Origin of the sequence: Brevibacterium sp. LS14 (assembly GCF_012027885.1) — a bacterium.
Lineage (GTDB): Bacteria > Actinomycetota > Actinomycetes > Actinomycetales > Brevibacteriaceae > Brevibacterium > Brevibacterium casei.
In genome coordinates, this window is sequence record NZ_SJXG01000051.1 from 72,340 (window position 1) to 88,782 (window position 16,443).

15 protein-coding genes and 1 tRNA gene are annotated in these 16,443 nt (G+C 67.8%); 6 read left to right on the forward strand and 10 right to left on the reverse strand.

The genetic code is table 11. The annotated features are described in order from the left end of the window. The first annotated feature begins 16 nt into the window (after positions 1–16). From pstC to EZE58_RS10960, 4 genes are all read left to right on the forward strand, one after another. The gene (gene pstC, locus EZE58_RS10945; protein WP_051995621.1) at positions 17–925 is read left to right on the forward strand and encodes a phosphate ABC transporter permease subunit PstC; all 909 of its coding nucleotides are present in this window, start codon (positions 17–19) and stop codon (positions 923–925) included. 2 nt (positions 926–927) lie between these two features. Next, positions 928–2,067: a phosphate ABC transporter permease PstA gene (gene pstA / locus EZE58_RS10950; protein ID WP_040342349.1), complete on the forward strand. Its 1,140-nt coding sequence runs from the start codon at positions 928–930 to the stop codon at positions 2,065–2,067. 81 nt (positions 2,068–2,148) lie between these two features. Then, the gene (gene pstB, locus EZE58_RS10955; RefSeq protein WP_009380421.1) at positions 2,149–2,928 is read left to right on the forward strand and encodes a phosphate ABC transporter ATP-binding protein PstB; all 780 of its coding nucleotides are present in this window, start codon (positions 2,149–2,151) and stop codon (positions 2,926–2,928) included. A 523-nt stretch (positions 2,929–3,451) separates the two neighbouring features. Continuing rightward, entirely contained in the window at positions 3,452–3,910 is a 459-nt protein-coding gene (locus EZE58_RS10960) for a DUF4383 domain-containing protein (protein WP_009380420.1), read from the forward strand. Positions 3,911–4,339: 429 nt separating this feature from the next. On the opposite strand, the gene EZE58_RS10965 is transcribed toward EZE58_RS10960, so the two are convergent. The 10 genes from EZE58_RS10965 to EZE58_RS11010 form a co-directional block, all read right to left on the reverse strand. Beyond that, complete coding sequence (locus EZE58_RS10965; RefSeq protein ID WP_009380418.1) at positions 4,340–5,353, reverse strand: inorganic phosphate transporter; 1,014 nt, start codon at positions 5,351–5,353, stop codon at positions 4,340–4,342. A gap of 3 nt (positions 5,354–5,356) precedes the next feature. Further along, positions 5,357–5,977: a DUF47 family protein gene (locus tag EZE58_RS10970; RefSeq protein WP_009380415.1), complete on the reverse strand. Its 621-nt coding sequence runs from the start codon at positions 5,975–5,977 to the stop codon at positions 5,357–5,359. A gap of 430 nt (positions 5,978–6,407) precedes the next feature. Continuing rightward, a complete protein-coding gene (locus EZE58_RS10975) occupies positions 6,408–6,995 on the reverse strand; it encodes a hypothetical protein (RefSeq protein WP_040342348.1) in 588 nt (195 codons plus the stop codon). Positions 6,996–7,096: 101 nt separating this feature from the next. Beyond that, entirely contained in the window at positions 7,097–8,122 is a 1,026-nt protein-coding gene (locus EZE58_RS10980; protein WP_009380412.1) for an Ldh family oxidoreductase, read from the reverse strand. Further along, on the reverse strand, positions 8,119–9,207 hold the full coding sequence (locus tag EZE58_RS10985; protein WP_167560558.1) for a GntR family transcriptional regulator: 1,089 nt from the start codon (positions 9,205–9,207) through the stop codon (positions 8,119–8,121). Before EZE58_RS10985 ends, EZE58_RS10980 begins: the two co-directional genes overlap by 4 nt. Before the next feature lie 73 nt (positions 9,208–9,280). Continuing rightward, positions 9,281–10,441: a fumarylacetoacetate hydrolase family protein gene (locus tag EZE58_RS10990; RefSeq protein WP_009380407.1), complete on the reverse strand. Its 1,161-nt coding sequence runs from the start codon at positions 10,439–10,441 to the stop codon at positions 9,281–9,283. After that, the gene (locus EZE58_RS10995; RefSeq protein WP_009380405.1) at positions 10,438–11,802 is read right to left on the reverse strand and encodes an enolase C-terminal domain-like protein; all 1,365 of its coding nucleotides are present in this window, start codon (positions 11,800–11,802) and stop codon (positions 10,438–10,440) included. The genes EZE58_RS10990 and EZE58_RS10995 overlap by 4 nt, the downstream gene beginning before the upstream one ends. Positions 11,803–11,887: 85 nt before the next feature. Continuing rightward, positions 11,888–13,108, reverse strand: coding sequence for a TRAP transporter large permease (locus EZE58_RS11000; RefSeq protein ID WP_009380403.1), 1,221 nt, complete (start codon positions 13,106–13,108; stop codon positions 11,888–11,890). 1 nt (position 13,109) lies between these two features. Then, entirely contained in the window at positions 13,110–13,742 is a 633-nt protein-coding gene (locus tag EZE58_RS11005) for a TRAP transporter small permease (RefSeq protein ID WP_009380401.1), read from the reverse strand. Then, positions 13,739–14,791: a DctP family TRAP transporter solute-binding subunit gene (locus EZE58_RS11010; RefSeq protein ID WP_167560560.1), complete on the reverse strand. Its 1,053-nt coding sequence runs from the start codon at positions 14,789–14,791 to the stop codon at positions 13,739–13,741. The genes EZE58_RS11005 and EZE58_RS11010 overlap by 4 nt, the downstream gene beginning before the upstream one ends. A gap of 307 nt (positions 14,792–15,098) precedes the next feature. Here EZE58_RS11010 and EZE58_RS11015 point away from each other — a divergent pair, with 307 nt between their 5' ends. Then, positions 15,099–16,037, forward strand: a complete 939-nt coding sequence (locus EZE58_RS11015) for a hypothetical protein (protein WP_179952606.1) — start codon at positions 15,099–15,101, stop codon at positions 16,035–16,037. A 214-nt stretch (positions 16,038–16,251) separates the two neighbouring features. Then, positions 16,252–16,327, forward strand: a tRNA-Lys gene (locus EZE58_RS11020). Positions 16,328–16,443: the final 116 nt, after the last annotated feature.

A 16,443-nucleotide genomic window follows, 5' to 3' on the forward strand; every position in this document is an offset into this window, starting at 1 on the left:
GACGGCGAAGGCCGTTGTGCGGCCCGGAGACCGGATCTTCTCCACCGCGACTCTGCTCGCGGGCATCCTGATCCTGCTCACGCTGGCCGGCGTCGCCCTCTTCCTCCTCGCCCAGTCGAGCGAAACCATCGAGGCCCAGATCTCCGATCCGAGCTCGATCACCGGCGGCAACGGTTTCTTCGCCTACGTCTGGCCGCTCGTCATCGGCACGCTCGTGTCCTCGGCGATCGCGCTCGTCGTCGCCACGCCCTTCGCGCTGGGCATCGCACTGTTCACCACGCACATGGCGCCGCGGAAGCTCGCCCCCGCGCTCGGCTACGTCATCGACCTCCTCGCCGCGATCCCGTCCGTCGTCTACGGTCTCTGGGGTCTCACGCTGGCCGGCAACCTCACCGGCTTCTACGCATGGCTGGCCCAGTGGTTCGGGTGGATCCCCCTCTTCGCCCCCGACGCCGACGGCAGCGTCTCGAACACCGGTCGCACGCTGCTCACCGCCTCGCTCGTCCTCTCGATCATGATCCTGCCGATCATCACCTCGCTCACCCGCGAGATCTTCCTGCAGACCCCGCGCCTGCAGGAGGAGGCCGCGCTCGCGCTCGGCGCGACCCGCTGGGAGATGATCCGCATGGCCGTGCTCCCGTTCGGCAAGTCCGGCATCGCCTCGGCGACCATGCTCGGCCTCGGCCGCGCACTCGGTGAGACGATGGCCGTGGCCATGATCCTCTCCCCGGGTCTGCTCACCGCCTCGCTCATCGTCAGCGGCAACCAGACCATCGCCTCTGAGATCGCGCAGAACTTCCCAGAGGCCGCAGGACTGAGGCTCTCCGAGCTCATCTCGATCGGCCTCGTCCTCTTCGTCATCACCCTGCTGGTGAACATGGCGGCGCGCGCAATTGTTGCCAAGACATCCGTGAAGGGCAGTTGATGATGTTGACCACTTCAGACAATTCGACGACCAAGACCCGCGCGCTGACCTCGAAGCAGCTGCCCAAGGCCACCCCGTGGATCATCGCCGTCGCCTCGATCCTCATCGCCGTCGGCATCACATTCGCGGCCACCGGCGGGTTCTCCGTCGCGATCGCCGCGATCCTCGCCGGCCTCATCAACCTCGTCGCGGTGCTCGTCATCTCCGGCGCCTACGAGGGCCGGCGCAAGGCCGTCGACCGGGTCGCCACGACGATCGTCACCTCGACCTTCGTCCTCGCCTGTGTGCCGCTGATCTCCCTGCTGTGGCTGACCGTGTCGAAGGGCGGGTCGGCGATCAACATCGATCTGCTCACCCGCACGATGCTCGGCATGAAGGGTGTGCTCGACCAGCAGTACGTCGCCGGTGAGGCCTCCCTGGCCGGCGGTTTCTACCACGCGATCGTCGGCACCGTGCTCATCACGCTCGCCGCCTGCGTCATCTCGATCCCGATCGGCGTGCTCACCGCGATCTACCTCGTCGAGTACGCGGGCAAGAACAAGCTCGGTCGGGCGATCACGTTCCTCGTCGACGTCATGACGGGCATCCCCTCGATCGTCGCGGGTCTCTTCGCCTTCGCGCTCTTCTCCACGATCCTCGGCATCGTCATGCCGGATGCCGCGGGGGCGGCGAAGACGGGCTTCACCGCCTCGGTGGCCCTGTCGGTGCTCATGATCCCGATCGTCGTGCGCAACACGGAGGAGATCCTCCGCCTGGTCCCGATGGACCTGCGCGAGGCCTCGTACGCGCTCGGTGTGCCGAAGTGGAAGACGATCGTCAAGATCGTCCTGCCCACCTCGATCTCCGGCATCCTCTCGGGTGTGACGATCGCGATCGCCCGTGTCATCGGCGAGACCGCCCCGATCATGGTCACCGCGGGCTTCGCGAAGTCGCTCAACTGGAACCTGTTCTCCGGCTGGATGTCGACGCTGCCGACCTACATCTACGATTCGCAGCTGCGGCCGGTCTCCCCCGGCGAGGCGGCCCTGGCGAGCTCCGAGCGTGCGTGGGCTGCGGCCCTCGTGCTCGTCCTCCTCGTCATGCTGCTCAACCTGCTCGCCCGCGTCATCGCTAAGGTGCTCGCACCGAAGGCCGGACGATGACCCGGGCGACCGCCTCGGCGGGGATCCCCTCCTCCTCCACGCTTCCGCACCTCTGACGCCTCGACAAGACAAGGACACACCATGTCAAAGCAGATCGACATCAAAGACCTCGACATCTACTACGGCGACTTCCAGGCCGTCGACGATGTCTCCATGCACATCAAGCCGCGGTCGGTGACCGCGTTCATCGGCCCCTCCGGCTGCGGCAAGTCGACGGTGCTGCGCACCCTCAACCGCATGCACGAGGTCATCCCGGGCGCGAGCGTGCGCGGCGAGGTCCTCATGGACGGCAACAACATCTACGGCGCCGGCGTCGACCCGGTCAACGTCCGCCGCGAGGTGGGCATGGTCTTCCAGCGCGCCAACCCGTTCCCGACGATGAGCATCAAGGAGAACGTGCTCGCCGGTGTGCGCCTCAACAACAGGCGCCTGTCGAAGTCCGAGGCCGACGACCTCACCGAGCGCGCGCTCAAGGGCGCGAACCTGTGGAACGAGGTCAAGGACCGTCTCAACCTGCCCGGTTCGGGACTCTCCGGCGGACAGCAGCAGCGCCTGTGCATCGCCCGCGCGATCGCGGTCGAGCCCGAGGTGCTCCTCATGGACGAGCCGTGCTCGGCGCTCGACCCGATCTCGACGCTCGCGATCGAGGACCTCATCAACGACCTCAAGGACAAGTACACGGTCGTCATCGTCACGCACAACATGCAGCAGGCCGCGCGCGTGTCCGACAAGACCGCGTTCTTCAACATCGCCGGCACCGGCAAGCCCGGCAAGCTCATCGAGTTCAACGACACCTCGACGATCTTCTCCAACCCGGACAAGGAAGAGACCGAGAACTACATCTCGGGTCGCTTCGGGTGATCCCGGGGCGCTGCGCGGGTGGGGCTGCGGCTGGCGTTGCGGCTGCGGCCGGCAGTGCGGGGGCTGTTGAGATGCTTTCCCTCCCCGCGTAAGAGACTCACCGTCCCCGCGTAAGAGACTCTCCGTCTCCGTGTGAACTTCCAGAGCGCCGGATCGGGCTTCGTGCCCGGTCCGGCGTTTCGCGTCCGCTGGTCACGCCCCGTACGCACGACCATCCCGCTTGTGTGGAGGATCCGCCGCGATATCCGCCGCAAGATCGAGACGAATCCTCCACCTACCAGCTGGTAGTGAGGCCTTAGGTGCCTATAGCGGACCCTGAGTGTGGCAACCAGGGCCCTGGGTCCTGCACTTGGCCCTGATCGGCCCACCCCATCCGCCCCGGTCACTCGGCCCAGCCCCGCCAGACCCGACCCAGCCCGGCCCGGCCCCGGTCATTTCATCAGATGTCCAACCCATCCGAACGACGGCCGGCTCCGAACACACGACATCAGAAGTTTCACCGCCGAAGCCGAAAGGGATCGCCATGACCACGTCGCACGCCTCTGCTTCTGCCGCCGCCCACTCGACCCGCAGCGCCGTTCAGATCGTCGCGGGCATCTTCGGAGCAGTCTTCCTGCTCGTCGGGATCCTCGGGTTCGTCCCCGGCATCACACAGAACACCGACACCCTCATGTTCGCCGGGCACCATTCGGAGGCCGCGCTCCTCGGCGTCTTCCAGGTCTCGGTGCTCCACAACATCGTCCACCTGCTCTTCGGGATCATCGGGCTCCTCGCCCTCCGGTCGCGCGCCTTCGCGAGGGGCTACCTCATCATCGGCGGCATCGTCTACGCGGTGCTGTGGATCTACGGCCTCATCGTCCCGATGGATTCGATGGGCAACTTCGTCCCGCTCAACTCCGCTGACAACTGGCTGCACTTCGTCCTGTCCGCCGCCATGATCGCCTCTGGAGTCCTCCTCGGCCGCAGGGCCAAGGCCGACTGACCCCTTCCCCGGCATCCCCAATCCCGCCGAGGCGGCTCCCGGTTCCCCACAGAACGCCGGGTTCCACCTCGGCGGGCGCCTGACTGGAGCGACCACCTCATCGAGACTGCTACTTTGCGCCGAGACTGCAGCCTGCAACTAGCCGTCTCGGCGGTAAGTGGCGGTCTCGATGGATTGGGGCGCGTGTGAGCGCCGAGTCGGCGCGCGATTGGACGCGCACTGCGAGTGCACTGCGGGTGCGCCGGGCGCCTGGTTACTCGCGTGGACCAGCACCTGTCAGGGGTCACCACTCACCGAGACCGCCACTTCGCGCCGAGACCGCACCCTGCAACTGGCCGTCTCGGCGCTAAGTGGCGGTCTCGGCGAAATGGGGCGGGTGCTCCGGGCGCGACGTGCCTGACCGCGCAACAGGCGCCCACTGCCCCGCGCTCACCGTCCAGCGGCGATGACTATGACGCCGATCGTCACGGCGAGCAGCGCTGCCGCCGGGATCGTCAGCAGCCAGCCGGCGAACATCGGGATGAAGTAGCGTGCCCGCGGGTGCCCCTGCCGCCCGGCGTACTGGGTGCCGAGGATCGCCGAGCCCAGCACGAAGGTCAGCGACACGGGCACGCGCATGATCAGTGCCGCGGCGTACATGAGCACCGAGGCGGTCGCATCGGCCGCCGCCGACTTCACCGGGTCGAGTCTGGCCATCCGCACCGAGAGCGTGCGCACGACCCGCCAGCCGCTCAGCCCCGTGCCGAGCGCAAGGGCCAGCGCGATGGTGATGCGCACGGGCCAGGAGATCTCGACGACGGCGAGCTCGCTGTGGGGCATGGTGTCGACGGCGAGGATCGCGACCATCACGAGGGCCGCGGTCTTCTGTGCGTCCTGGATTCCGTGGACGAGGGAGAGCGAAGCGGTGAGCACCGAGTCGACCATCCGGGCACCGCGGAAGAGCGGCTTCGACGGGGTCGAGGCGAAGATCTTCGACAGCAGCAGTGTCAGCCCCCACGCGAGGAAGAAGCCGAGCACCGGTGAGATGAGCAGAGGCAGGATCACGGAGTCGAAGAACTCGAGGCTGTCGAAGGTGAAGCCGAGGATCAGCCCCGCCCCGAGCAGACCTCCGATGAGACAGTGCGTCGAGGACACCGGCAGGGCGAGGAAATAGGTGAACAGGCTCCAGATCGTCGCCGAGACGAAGGCGATGAGGATGCAGGTGAGGATGATGTCCGTCGACATCCCGGAGAACCGGATGATCTGGTTGGCGACGACGATGGCGATGCCTTCGCCGAGCAGCGCGCCGATGAAGTTGAAGACGACGGCGAGCCCGAGCGCCCACTTGGGGCTGAGTGCGCGGCCGACCACCGCGTTGCCGATCGTCAGAGCCGCATCATGGAAGCCGTTGGACCCGGCGAAGATCACCGCAGCCACGATGACTCCGGCCATGAGCAGCTCCACGGATCATGACTCCTTGATCGCGATCGAGGCCACGGCCTTGCCGAGCTCGGTGAAGCCGCGGGCGGCGCGGACGAAGGCCTGCCCGAGCTGCGAGACCGCCGCCATGTAGGTCAGCCCCCGCTTCGCATTGGGCACGGCGTCGGACATCCGCCACTGCAGGGTCTCCACCTGGTGGGTGAGTCGGTTGATCGAGTCGACGAAGTCCCACTGGTCGACCTTGCCCGGCAGCTTCGTCACCATCCGCGAGGTGTGGTCGGTCTGGTTCGACAGGACCGCGAGGGTCTCGAGGACGCCCGAGGGCAGAGTGTCGAAGGCCTCCGAGGCGAGCACGTAGCCGACGCCGTGGAGTCGGTGGCAGATCTCGCGCATGTGATGGCAGAGGAGGTAGAGGTCGTAGCGGTCGAAGGGGGTGATGTAGTTCTCCCGCAGCGCCCGCAGGACCGCGCCCATGTCCTCATCGGCCCGGTCGCCGATCTCGCGCAGTTTGTCGGCGACTTCACGGCGCTGGCCGACATCGACGCCGGAGAGTTCGGCGAGGACGAGGTTGCATTGGCGCATCTGACCGACGAGATCGGCCATCCGCTCGTAGAAGACAGTGTCCTGCGGTACACGTCGGAGCCGCATGCGTATCCTCCTGCCGGGACCCGGACACCGCCGGACGCGTGCCGATATTTCTCTGTCGACGTTGAGAACCGGACGCTGAACCGAGAGCGCCTCTCGGCGATAGGCCGCTCGAAGCGGCTGAGGTTGGAGCCCGGGGCTTCAGCGATCCAACGTCCGGTGGCCACGAGGGCCGTCTTCCACGATACCGCTTCCTCCCCGTGCGTCCACCCCGCGCCGACCTGGGAAAGCTTGAAAAATCTCACAGTCCGCGACGTATGGTCTCGTGCCCGGGCAAGAGTCCCTGCCAGGGGCGATGCCCTCGCCGAGGTGGGGGCCGGTCAATGCGGCAGCTTGCCTTCGCGTCGGTCAGGTCCGTCGCTGAGGTTGGACGCGGACGATGCCCTCGCCGAGGTGGGGAACGGTCAGTGCGGTCGGTTCGGTATCCGTCGAGTCAGTCGAGCCCGCCGTGGCGGCGGGACATCGCCGCGTCGCCGAGGTCCTTCGAGAGCTGGCGCAGCCGCGTGCGGGTCTCCGGGTCATCGGCTCCTGCCGCGCAGATGCCGACGAACGCGGCAGCGCGCAGGAGGGCGATGACGACGTCTCCGCGGAAGGCGCCGACGAGGATCTCGTCGATCGCGCGGGCCACCTCGTCGGGTCCGGCAGGGATCTCGACGCCGGCGAGGATCTCCTCGAGCCCGATGCCGTCGGTGGTCCGGCGCAGGCCGAGGTCGAAGAGGTCGGAGACCTCACGCGGGGCGGTGACGATCCACTCGCGCAGCGCGTAGAGACGCCAGAGTGCGCCGGGGGCTGAGACCGCGGGAGCGGCCGACCACATCTCGGCGATGACCTCGAGGCCGATCTCATCGGCGAGTTCGACGAAGCGCCTGGTCGCGGCCTCGTCGCGGTTGCCACGGCAGTCGCCGAGGAGGAGCGCCGCCGTCGCGTGCGAGGTCTCCGAACGCGTGACAGGGTCGCTCGGGTCGCTCACGGCGTCGAGGTCGGCGAGGGGCACAGGGCGGTGGAACGGGCGCTCATTCATCGTGCGTGCAGTCTAGTCTCCGAGCCTGGACACCGGTAGGGCACACGCATCCGCCGTCGCCGCGTCCGCACTCGCCGCGTCCGCCCTCACCGCATGAACCCTCACCGAGGCGGCTCGAGGTCGAGGCGTGCGGCGAGCGCGAGCAGCGCCTCGGCGGTGGAGTCGTCGAGGTCGAGCGTCACGGCGTTGCCGGCTTCCGTCTCATGCTCGATCTCTCCCGGCAGTCGCACGTTCTCACCGGAGCCTCGGATCGCGCCGCCGAGCGCGCTCACCTTCGCCTCGGCGGCGCTGCGGCCGTTGAACGCTGCGGAGTCGATCGCGATGAGCATGTGCCCGTTGTTCATCTCCGAGGCCGGGTTATCCCAGATGTCCTGCGTCTCGTGGGCAAAGGTCGCCGAGGTGAGGCCCCCGGCGAACGCTTCGAGGAGCACCGCGAGCCCCGAGCCCTTATGGCCGCCGAACGCGAGCAGAGAGCCCGCCGCGGCCGCCTCGGCGTCGGTCGTCTCGCGTCCCTCGCGGTCGACGGCCCACCCTGCCGGGATCGGACGACCCGCGTTGCGGGCGGCGATGACCTTGCCGAATGCCCCCGCCGAGGTGGCCATGTCGACCGTGAGAGGCGTGCCCTCGGTGCTCGGCGCGGTCAGGGTCAGCGGGTTGGTGCCGATGACCTTCTCACTGCCGCCGTGGACGGCGACGGTGGGTCCGGTCGTCGAGGTGAGGAACGCGAAGAGTCCGGCGGCGGCGAGCTGGTCGGTCCAGAACGCTCCGGCGCCGTAGTGGCTCGAGTTCTCCACCGCGATCGCGCTCACCCCGTGTTCTCGGGTTCGCTCGAGCGCCCAGTCGACGGCGACCTGCATGACGACCTGCCCGAGGCCGCTGCCGCCGTCGAGCACCGCCGTGGCCCCGCCGTCACGGACCAGGGCGATCTCCGGCACCGAGGCGATGCCACCGGTTTCGAGGGCGCGGACATAGAGCGGCAGACGGAGGAGACCGTGGGAGGCGATGCCGCGCTGGTCGGCTTGGACGAGCGAGTAGGCCGTGAGAGCGGCATCGTCCTCAGGCACTCCGCTCGCGGCGAGGGCGGCGAGGGCGAACTCACGGAGGGAGTCGACGGAGAACTCGCTCATCCTGCCTGCTCCCGCGTGTCGGTCGTCTCAGTCGTGCCCCTGCCGTCCTCGGCGCCTGCACCACCCCGAACGCCTTCGGCATCCCGCGCAGCCGCGCTGCCTTGCCCATCTGCACCACCCTGAACGACATCCTCGGCGTGCCCGTTCCTGCCCTCGGACGCGAGCGTTATGCTCCCGGCGTCGGGGATCCCGGGCATGCTGCCGAGAACCGACGCATACGTGTCGGCAAGGTCGCGCCTCACCTCCGACGAGCCGTCAGCGTCGCCGGCCGAAGCCCCCTTGCCTCCTCCCGCGCCGTTGCTCCCCTCACCCGCGGCACCGCTGCCGACACCGTCGCTCGTGCTCGCGGAGAACCGGCTGAGTGCGCGGAGGATGTGTTCGCGCATCGCCGCCTCGGCGGCATCGGGATCGCACGCGGCGATCGCCGCAGCGATCTCGGCGTGCTCGTGGGAGGTGTCGGTGCCGTGGGGGTCGCCCGGGTAGAGGCGGAAGAGATGGAGGTGCGGGTGCATCTGCCGGTACGCGTCGATGAGGAAGCTGTTGCCGGTCGCCTCGAGGATGAGCAGATGGAAGCGGGTGTCGTGTTGGAAGAGCTCGTGCTTCCAGTCGGACGACCCAGCCTGTTCCGCACGGTACCCCGCAGTCCCAGCAGTCCCAGCAGTCCCAGCAGCCCCCGCAGCCCCCGCAGTCCCCGCAGTCTCTGCAGTCCCCGCCGCATCTGCGCCGCCGCCACCGGGTCGCCCCGAGAATGCGTCGATCTCGGCCAGCAGCGCCCGGCCGGGATTCGATGCCCGATCGACGGCGGCCATGCGTGCTGCCCACGGTTCGAGCAGGAGCCTGACCTCGATCATCATCTCGAGATCGCGCTTCGTCAGCAGCGGGGTCGTCGCGTATCCGCGCGGCTGCCGGGTGCGCACGAGTTTGTCCCCCTCGAGCCGCTGCATCGCCTCCCGCACCGGTGTCTGCGACACCCCGAGCTCACGGGCCATCCGGTCGATGGTGATCCGCTCCCCCGGCGGCACCGTGCCGTCGAGGATCATCGCTTTGATCCTCGCGTAGACGGTCGGGTCGGTCTCGCTCGGCATTCCGTCTCCCTTCGCGCGTTTCGCGACGGCTCGCGCCAGGCCGCCCTCGATGGTCTCCACTGTGCCCACGAGACTACCGCTGTCCTGCTCCGATATCGGCGAAGAGGGTACGGATTCCGTAGTCCCAGGCCGGCAGGTCCTCACTTCGGCCCACCGTGTTCCTCAGTGCTCCCAGATGGTCGTTGGCGATCATCACGACATCGCCGAGGTGGTGGGTGAATCCGAGTCCGGCCGCATCCCGGTCCTCGGTCGGGGCGAAGAGGGTGCCGGTGAAGAGGACGAAGCCGTCCGGGTACTGATGGTGGCGACCGTGGGCCGCGGAGACGAGGTCCTCGAAGCCTCGGCTGAGCGATCCGACCGAGTTGACGCCGGTGAGCTTGCAGCCGTCGTCACCGGTGACGGTGAGTCTGAGCTCGAGGCTCCTCGCGTCCTCGAGCCCGAATGTCTCGTCGAAGAGCCTGATGAGCGGCCCGATCGCCGTCGACCGGTTGTTGTCCTTCGCCATGCCGAGCAGCAGCGCGCTGCGTCCCTCGATGTCGCGGAGATTGACGTCGTTGCCCATCGTCACCCCGTGGATCGTCCCCGTGGAGTCGACGACGAGGACGAGTTCGGGTTCGGGATTGCTCCACTGCGAGAACGCGGGAATGCCGACGGCGTCCCCGGATCCCACGGCCGAGAGGACTGGGCCTTTCGTGAAGACCTCGGGGTCGGGCCCGATGCCGACTTCGAGGTACTGCGACCACCACCCCTTGGCGATGAGGGCCTCTTTGAGGCGAGCCGCCTCGGCGGATCCGGGCACGATCGCGGTGAGGTCGGCGGTGACCGCCTCGGCGAGTTCCGCACGAACGGACTGCGCTCTGGCCGGGTCGCCGTCGCAGCGCTCCTCGATGAGGCGTTCGACCATCGAACCGGCGAAGGTCACTCCGCACGCCTTGATGACCTGGAGGTCGATCGGGGCGAGGAGGACGGGTGCGTCCGCAGATCCAGGCGCCGCCGCGGCGGGGGTGGAGACATCGTCGACCGCCCAGTCCGCAGGCCGGGTCCTCACCTCGTCCAGGCGCCGAGGCAGGTCCGGGGTTTCGAGGATCCCTGAGACCGTGGGGTCGATGTCGGAGACGTCGTGGACGGCGTTCCCGGTGACGAGGACGGGAACAGGAGCCCGGCGTCCGGGGACGCGGAGGCGGCCGAGGAAGGTTCCGGTCGCCTCGGCGGGGAGGAGGTCGCGAATGCTCATGCGTGTCCGTCCTTGTCAGCCGAATCAACGGTGGAGGAGCCGACGGCGGCCCGGTCGCCGATGCGGGCCCAGCCGGGGCCGGTCGGGTACGTCCATTCGGCAACGGATTCCGCGACCATCTCCGCGCTCGTGCCCGGTGCGGTCGGTGCCTGGTAGCGGCCGTCGACGACGGAGACCGGAGCGACGAAGTGCTCGTGGAGGTGGTCGACGAACTCGATGACGCGGCCGTCCTCGGTGCCGGAGAGGCGGGCGAAGTCGAAGAACGAGTAGTGCTGGACGAGTTCGCACAGTCCGACTCCCCCGGCGTGCGGGCACACGGGGATGCCGAACTTCCTCGCAAGCAGGAGGATCGCGAGGTTCTCGTTGACGCCGGCGACGCGGGTCGAGTCGAGCTGGAGGATGTCGATCGCCTCGGCTTGGAGGAGCTGTTTGAACATGATCCGGTTGTGCACGGCCTCACCGGTGGCGACCTTGACGGGGGCGACGCCGCGGCGGATCTCCGCATGCCCGAGGATCTCGTCGGTGCTCGTGGGCTCCTCGATCCAGTAGGGGTCGAATTCGGCGAGCGCGTTGACCCAGTCGATCGCCTCGCCGGTCTCCCACTTCTGGTTCGCGTCGATGGCGATGCGGACATCGGGGCCCACGGCCTCGCGGGCGAGCGCAAGCCTGCGCCGATCGTCCTCGAGGCTGCCGCCGACCTTGAGCTTGATCTGCGTGAACCCCTCGGCGACGGCCTCCTTCGCCAGCCGCACGAGCTTCTCGTCGTCGTAGCCGAGCCAGCCGGGCGAGGTCGTGTACGCGGGGAAGCCGGTGGCCTCGAGGGCGGCGATGCGCTCGGCGAGACCCGCTTCTCCCGCGCGGAGGATCTCAAGCGCCTCCTCTTCGGTCAGGGCGTTGCGGATGTGGGTGAAGTCGATCGCGGCGACGAGGTCCTCGGCGGGCAGTTCGGCGAGGTATCTCCACAGCGGTTTGCCCGCACGCCGGGCCGCCATGTCCCACAGGGCACTGACGAGGGCGCCCGCGGCCATCTGCGTCACCCCCTTCTCGGGTCCGAGCCAGCGCAGCTGCGAATCGTGGACGAGCAGCGCCGAGGCGGCTCCGAGGTCGGAGAGGAGATCGTCGAGTTCGCGGCCGATGAGCAGGGCCGCGTACGACTCGACCGCGGCGACGATGAGTTCGTTGCCGCGTCCGGCGGTGAACACGAGCCCATGACCCACCTCGGCGGCATCGCCCTCACCGGCACGGATGGTGACGTAGGCGGCCGAGTAGTCGGGGTCGACATTGACGGCATCGGAGCCGTCGAGCTCGAGCGAGGTGGGGAATCGGACGTCGGTGGCGCTGATGTCGGTGATGAGAGGCACGGGATCGCGGTCTTTCTGTGCGGCGGGGAGACGGACGGGTCGAAGAGTCGGACGGCCACGGGTTGGGCATCGCTCAGGGGAACCCTCACACGGGGTAGCCCAGGAGCGAGGGCAGCCACAGGCTGAGGAACGGGACGACGGAGATGAGGACGAGGGTGGCGAGCATCGGGACGAAGAACGGCAGGGTGCCCTTGATCACCGTCGTCACCGGGTACTTCGTCACCGAGGAGAGGACGAAGAGGACGAGGCCCACGGGTGGGGTGAGCAGGCCGATGAGGAGGTTGAAGATGATCATGATGCCGAAGTGGACGGGGCTGAGTCCGAACACCTCGGCGACGGGGAGGAGGACGGGGACGAGGATGAGGAAGACGATGGGGCGGTCGGTGATGGACAGGAGCACATCGGCGGCGAGCTGCGGTGCCTGCTCACGGGCGAGGACCCAGCCGAAGAGGGCGGCGCCGGCGACGATGATGAGGACGCCGCCGGTCGTCTCGACCGCGGTGACGAGGGCGTGCCGGACCTTCGGCCACGTGAAGTTGCCGTAGACGATCGCGAGGATGCCGATGTAGGCCACACCCACGGCACTCGCCTCGGTGGGGGTGAAGACTCCGGAGAGGATGCCGCCGAGGATGACGACGGCGGCGCCGACCGGGGGCAGAGCGCGAAGCCCCGACCGGACGCGTTCGCCGAGGCCGGCCTTGGGCAGGCGCAGGTCCTCGCGTTTCCGGGTGAGGAACCAGCACATGACGCTGAGCGTGACGACGAGGAGGACGGCGGGGACGATGCCGGCGACGAAGAGGGCGCCGACGGACACGCCTGCGGTCACGGCGTAGATGATCGCCGGGATCGACGGCGGCATCATCGGGGCGATGAGCGAGGAGGCACCGGTGACGCCGAGGGAGAAGCCGACGGGGTAGCCGCGGCGGATCATCGCGGGCACCTGGATGCGTCCCATGGCCGCGGCATCGGAGATCGCCGCACCCGAGACCCAGGAGAAGCCGAAGCTCGTGAGGATGTTGACGTAGCCGAGCGATCCCCGCACGTGGCCGATGGCGGCGACCGCGGCGTCGTAGAGGCGGTCGGTGGCACCGGAGATGTTGGCGAGGTTGCCGAGCAGGATGAACATCGGCACCGCGAGGATCGCGAAGTCGAAGACCCCGGAGGTGGCCTGCTGGACGGCGAGCGCCGGGCTCGATGAGGGATCGAAGGCGATGTAGATGATCGAGGGCACGAGGAGGGCGATGCCGACGGGCACGCGCAGGGCCAGGAGGATGAGGAGCGCTAGGAGCATGAGGAGGAGGGTCATGTCACAGTCCTTCCAGCTGGGCTGCGGTGTCGACGGTGTCGGGGTTCTCCTCGGGGTATCTCGCGATCATGATCATCTCGATGATCGTGTGGATGAAGATGAGGATGAAGCCGACGGTCGCTGCGAGGTAGAGCAGGGCGGTGGGCAGCCCGGAGGCGGGCATCGCGATCGCTGCCACGATGTCGACCATCATGATCCCGGCGACGGCCATGAACGCGGAGACGGCGAGGACGACGAGGCGGGCGAAGGTCCCGATCACCCGGCCCACCCGGGGCGGGACGACGGTGGCGATGAGGTCGACGGTGATGTGCGAGCGGCGGGAGCTGACGAAGGCCGCGGCGATGAAGGTCAGCCACACGAGGGTGAGGCGGGCGACCTCCTCGGTCCACGACAGGGGCGAGTCGAAGACGTAGCGGGTGACGACCTGGAGGAGGACGAGGACGAAGACGCCGACCATGAGCAGGATGCCGATCGTGCGTTCGAGGCCGATCGCCCAGCGGTAGAGGGTGCTGCGCCTCTCGAACGAGTCCTGCTCGAAGGCCAGGGTCGCCTCGGCGTCGGCGATGCTGGCGACGGAGGTGGGGTCGGGGTTCGAGCGGTTCGGGTCGGCGGGGGCTGGGTCGGTGGGGTTCATCGGTTCTCCTCCCCCGCCTCGGCGCGGGCGTCTTCGAGGGATTTCTTCACGGCGAGGTAGGTGTCACCCCAGGTCACCCGGTTGGGCAGTTCCTTCGCGACGAGGTCGCGGAAGGCGTCGATGTCGACGTCGTCGACGACGGTGATCTCGCCGGTCTTCTTCCAGTCGGCGAGGATCTCCTTCTCCTGTTTGACGGTGCACTCCTCGACGCGGACGCGGGCGTCGTCGATGGCCTGGGTGAGGATGTCGCGCTTGGCAGGGTCCATGCTGTCGAGCAGGCGCTGATTGCCGACGAGGTAGACGCCCTGGACGATGTGCTCGGTGATGCTGATGTAGTCCTGGACCTCGTAGAACTTCGCCGAGGCGATCGTCGGGATCGGGTTCTCCTGGGCGTCGATCGTGTTCTGCTGGAGGCCGAGGTAGACCTCGCTCAGGGCCATCGGGGTGGCGGTGGCGCCCATGATGTCGAGCGTCGTGAGGTAGAGGGGTGCGTCGGGTGTGCGGATCTTCAGTCCGTTGAGGTCGGCGGGGGTGCGCACGGGTTTGTTGGCGGTGACCTGGCGGGCACCGTAGTAGAAGTTGCTGACGACGCGGAGGTCGGTCTCGGCGGCCATGCGGTCGAAGACCCCGGTCATGATGTCACCGGTCGTCGCGGCTTGGAGTTCGGCGGCATCGGCGGCGAGGTAGGCGCCGTCGAGGACGGCGGCTTCGGGATACCAGGCGCCGAGGAAGGAGGGGCCGCTGTTGACGAAGTCGAGGGCACCGGTGGCGACCTGTTCGACCATCTCGGCTTCGCTGCCGATCTGCGCGGCGGGGTAGATGAGGATGTTGAAGCCCTTGGCTGCGAGCTCTTCCTTCATCGGTTCGAGGCCGCACGAGTTCACGGGGTGGCTGGCTTCGTAGACGTTGCCGAAGCGCAGAGTGATGGCGTTGGGGTCGACCGCCTCGGTGGCGGCGCGGTCGACGTCGACGGGTTGGAACATCGCACAGCCGGTGAGCGTGAGCGCGGACAGGCCGGCTCCGATCATGGCGGTCAGACGCTTCTTCATGGATTCCCCTCAGACCGCCCCACCGCGGTGTGGGGCGTCACGACGTTGTGACAAGCTGATGGGCGGGACACCCAGGAGCCGGAATGTATAGCTTTTGCCAGAATCATATAGTTTAGATGTAACGGACACAACCCTCGGGGTGCGGGCGAGACCAGACCTGATCCCGCTCTGGCCTCGACCCGGTCTCGATGTTCGGTCAGCAAATGCTCGGCTGCTTGTACGAAAATCACAGCGTGCCCTACTAAAATGATCTCGGATCCGGGCTGAAGAATCGGCCCGTGAAGACAGTGAACGAGGAGGAGCTCCCGTGGCGAAACAGACAATGGTGCAGAAGGGTCTCGGCAAGGCGACGAAGCTTGCGATCAACGACGATGGGTCCTTGAACCCGCGTGCGCAGTCGGCGCTGTCCAAGCTGCTGTCGGTGCAGCGGCCCGTCGTGCTGGCCTATGTGCGTTCGCTGCGCAGGCGGAATCCGGATGCCACCCCTGAGGAGCTCGTCGCGATCATCCGCAAGCGCTATCTAGCACTTGCGACGACCGGTGGTGCCGCTGTGGGTGCGACGGCTGCGGTGCCCGGCATCGGGACGATGGCTGCGCTCGGTGTGGCGACGGCTGAGACGGCCGGGTTCCTCGAGCTCACGGCGCTGTTCGCGCAGGCGATCTCGGAGATCCACGGTCTGCCGGTCAACGATCCGGCGCGGGCGAATGCGCTGGTGCTCGGGCTCATGCTCGGACAGGACGGGAAGAACCTCGTCCAGCGGTTCGGGAAGAAGTCCGTGGGGCCGGAGGCGCTCCTCGGCGATTGGGGTGCGACCCTGACGAAGCAGCTGCCGGCGCCGGTCGTCGACCTGCTGCTGCGGAAGCTGCGGAAGACGTTCATCCGGAAGTTCGCTGCGAAGGCCGGCGGATCGCTGTTCGGTCGTCTGCTACCGTTCGGCATCGGCGCGGTCATCGGCGGTGTCGTCAATGCGCAGATGTCGCGCAAGGTCGCCAACGAGTCTAAGACCGCGTTCGGTGCAGCGCCGACGGTCTTCCCGCTCGAGACCGACCCGCAGTATGTGGCACCGAAGAGCGACAACAAGCTGCTGGGAACACTGCAGCACGTTGCCGCGCTGGTGCGGAAGAAGGACAAGGACTCCGTCGACGGCGAGGTCGTCGACGAGGGCGTCGAGCACGATGCGACGAAGTACGATTCGGACTCGTCGGTCTCGGATTCGACGAAGCCGTCGAAGGAGATCGGTCGCTGAGGTTTCGCAGGCGGCGGTCAGTGCGCGGTGGTGACCGCGGTCGCCGCTGACGCCGTTGCCGGATCGAGAGGGTGTCCCGCGAACTGCGTGGGGCACCCTCTCGGACTGCGAGGGGCACCCTTTCGGGTTTGAGCGAACGCCTGGTCTGGCCCTAGTATTGGGGAGTCTCCAACAGCAGCTTCCGGGCGCACGCCCATGCCGATCTGTTGGGACCGGGCCTCTAGCTCAGTTGGTAGAGCAGCGGACTTTTAATCCGCGGGTCGTGGGTTCGATCCCCACGGGGCCCACCATAGGAATAAGCGCCTCACCAGGAAAAACTCTGGTGGGGCGCTCTCGTTCATAGACTGCGTTCGCTGTGGAGACTTACTGGAATGTCACACAGGCCTGCCTGCATTCACCGAAGAGG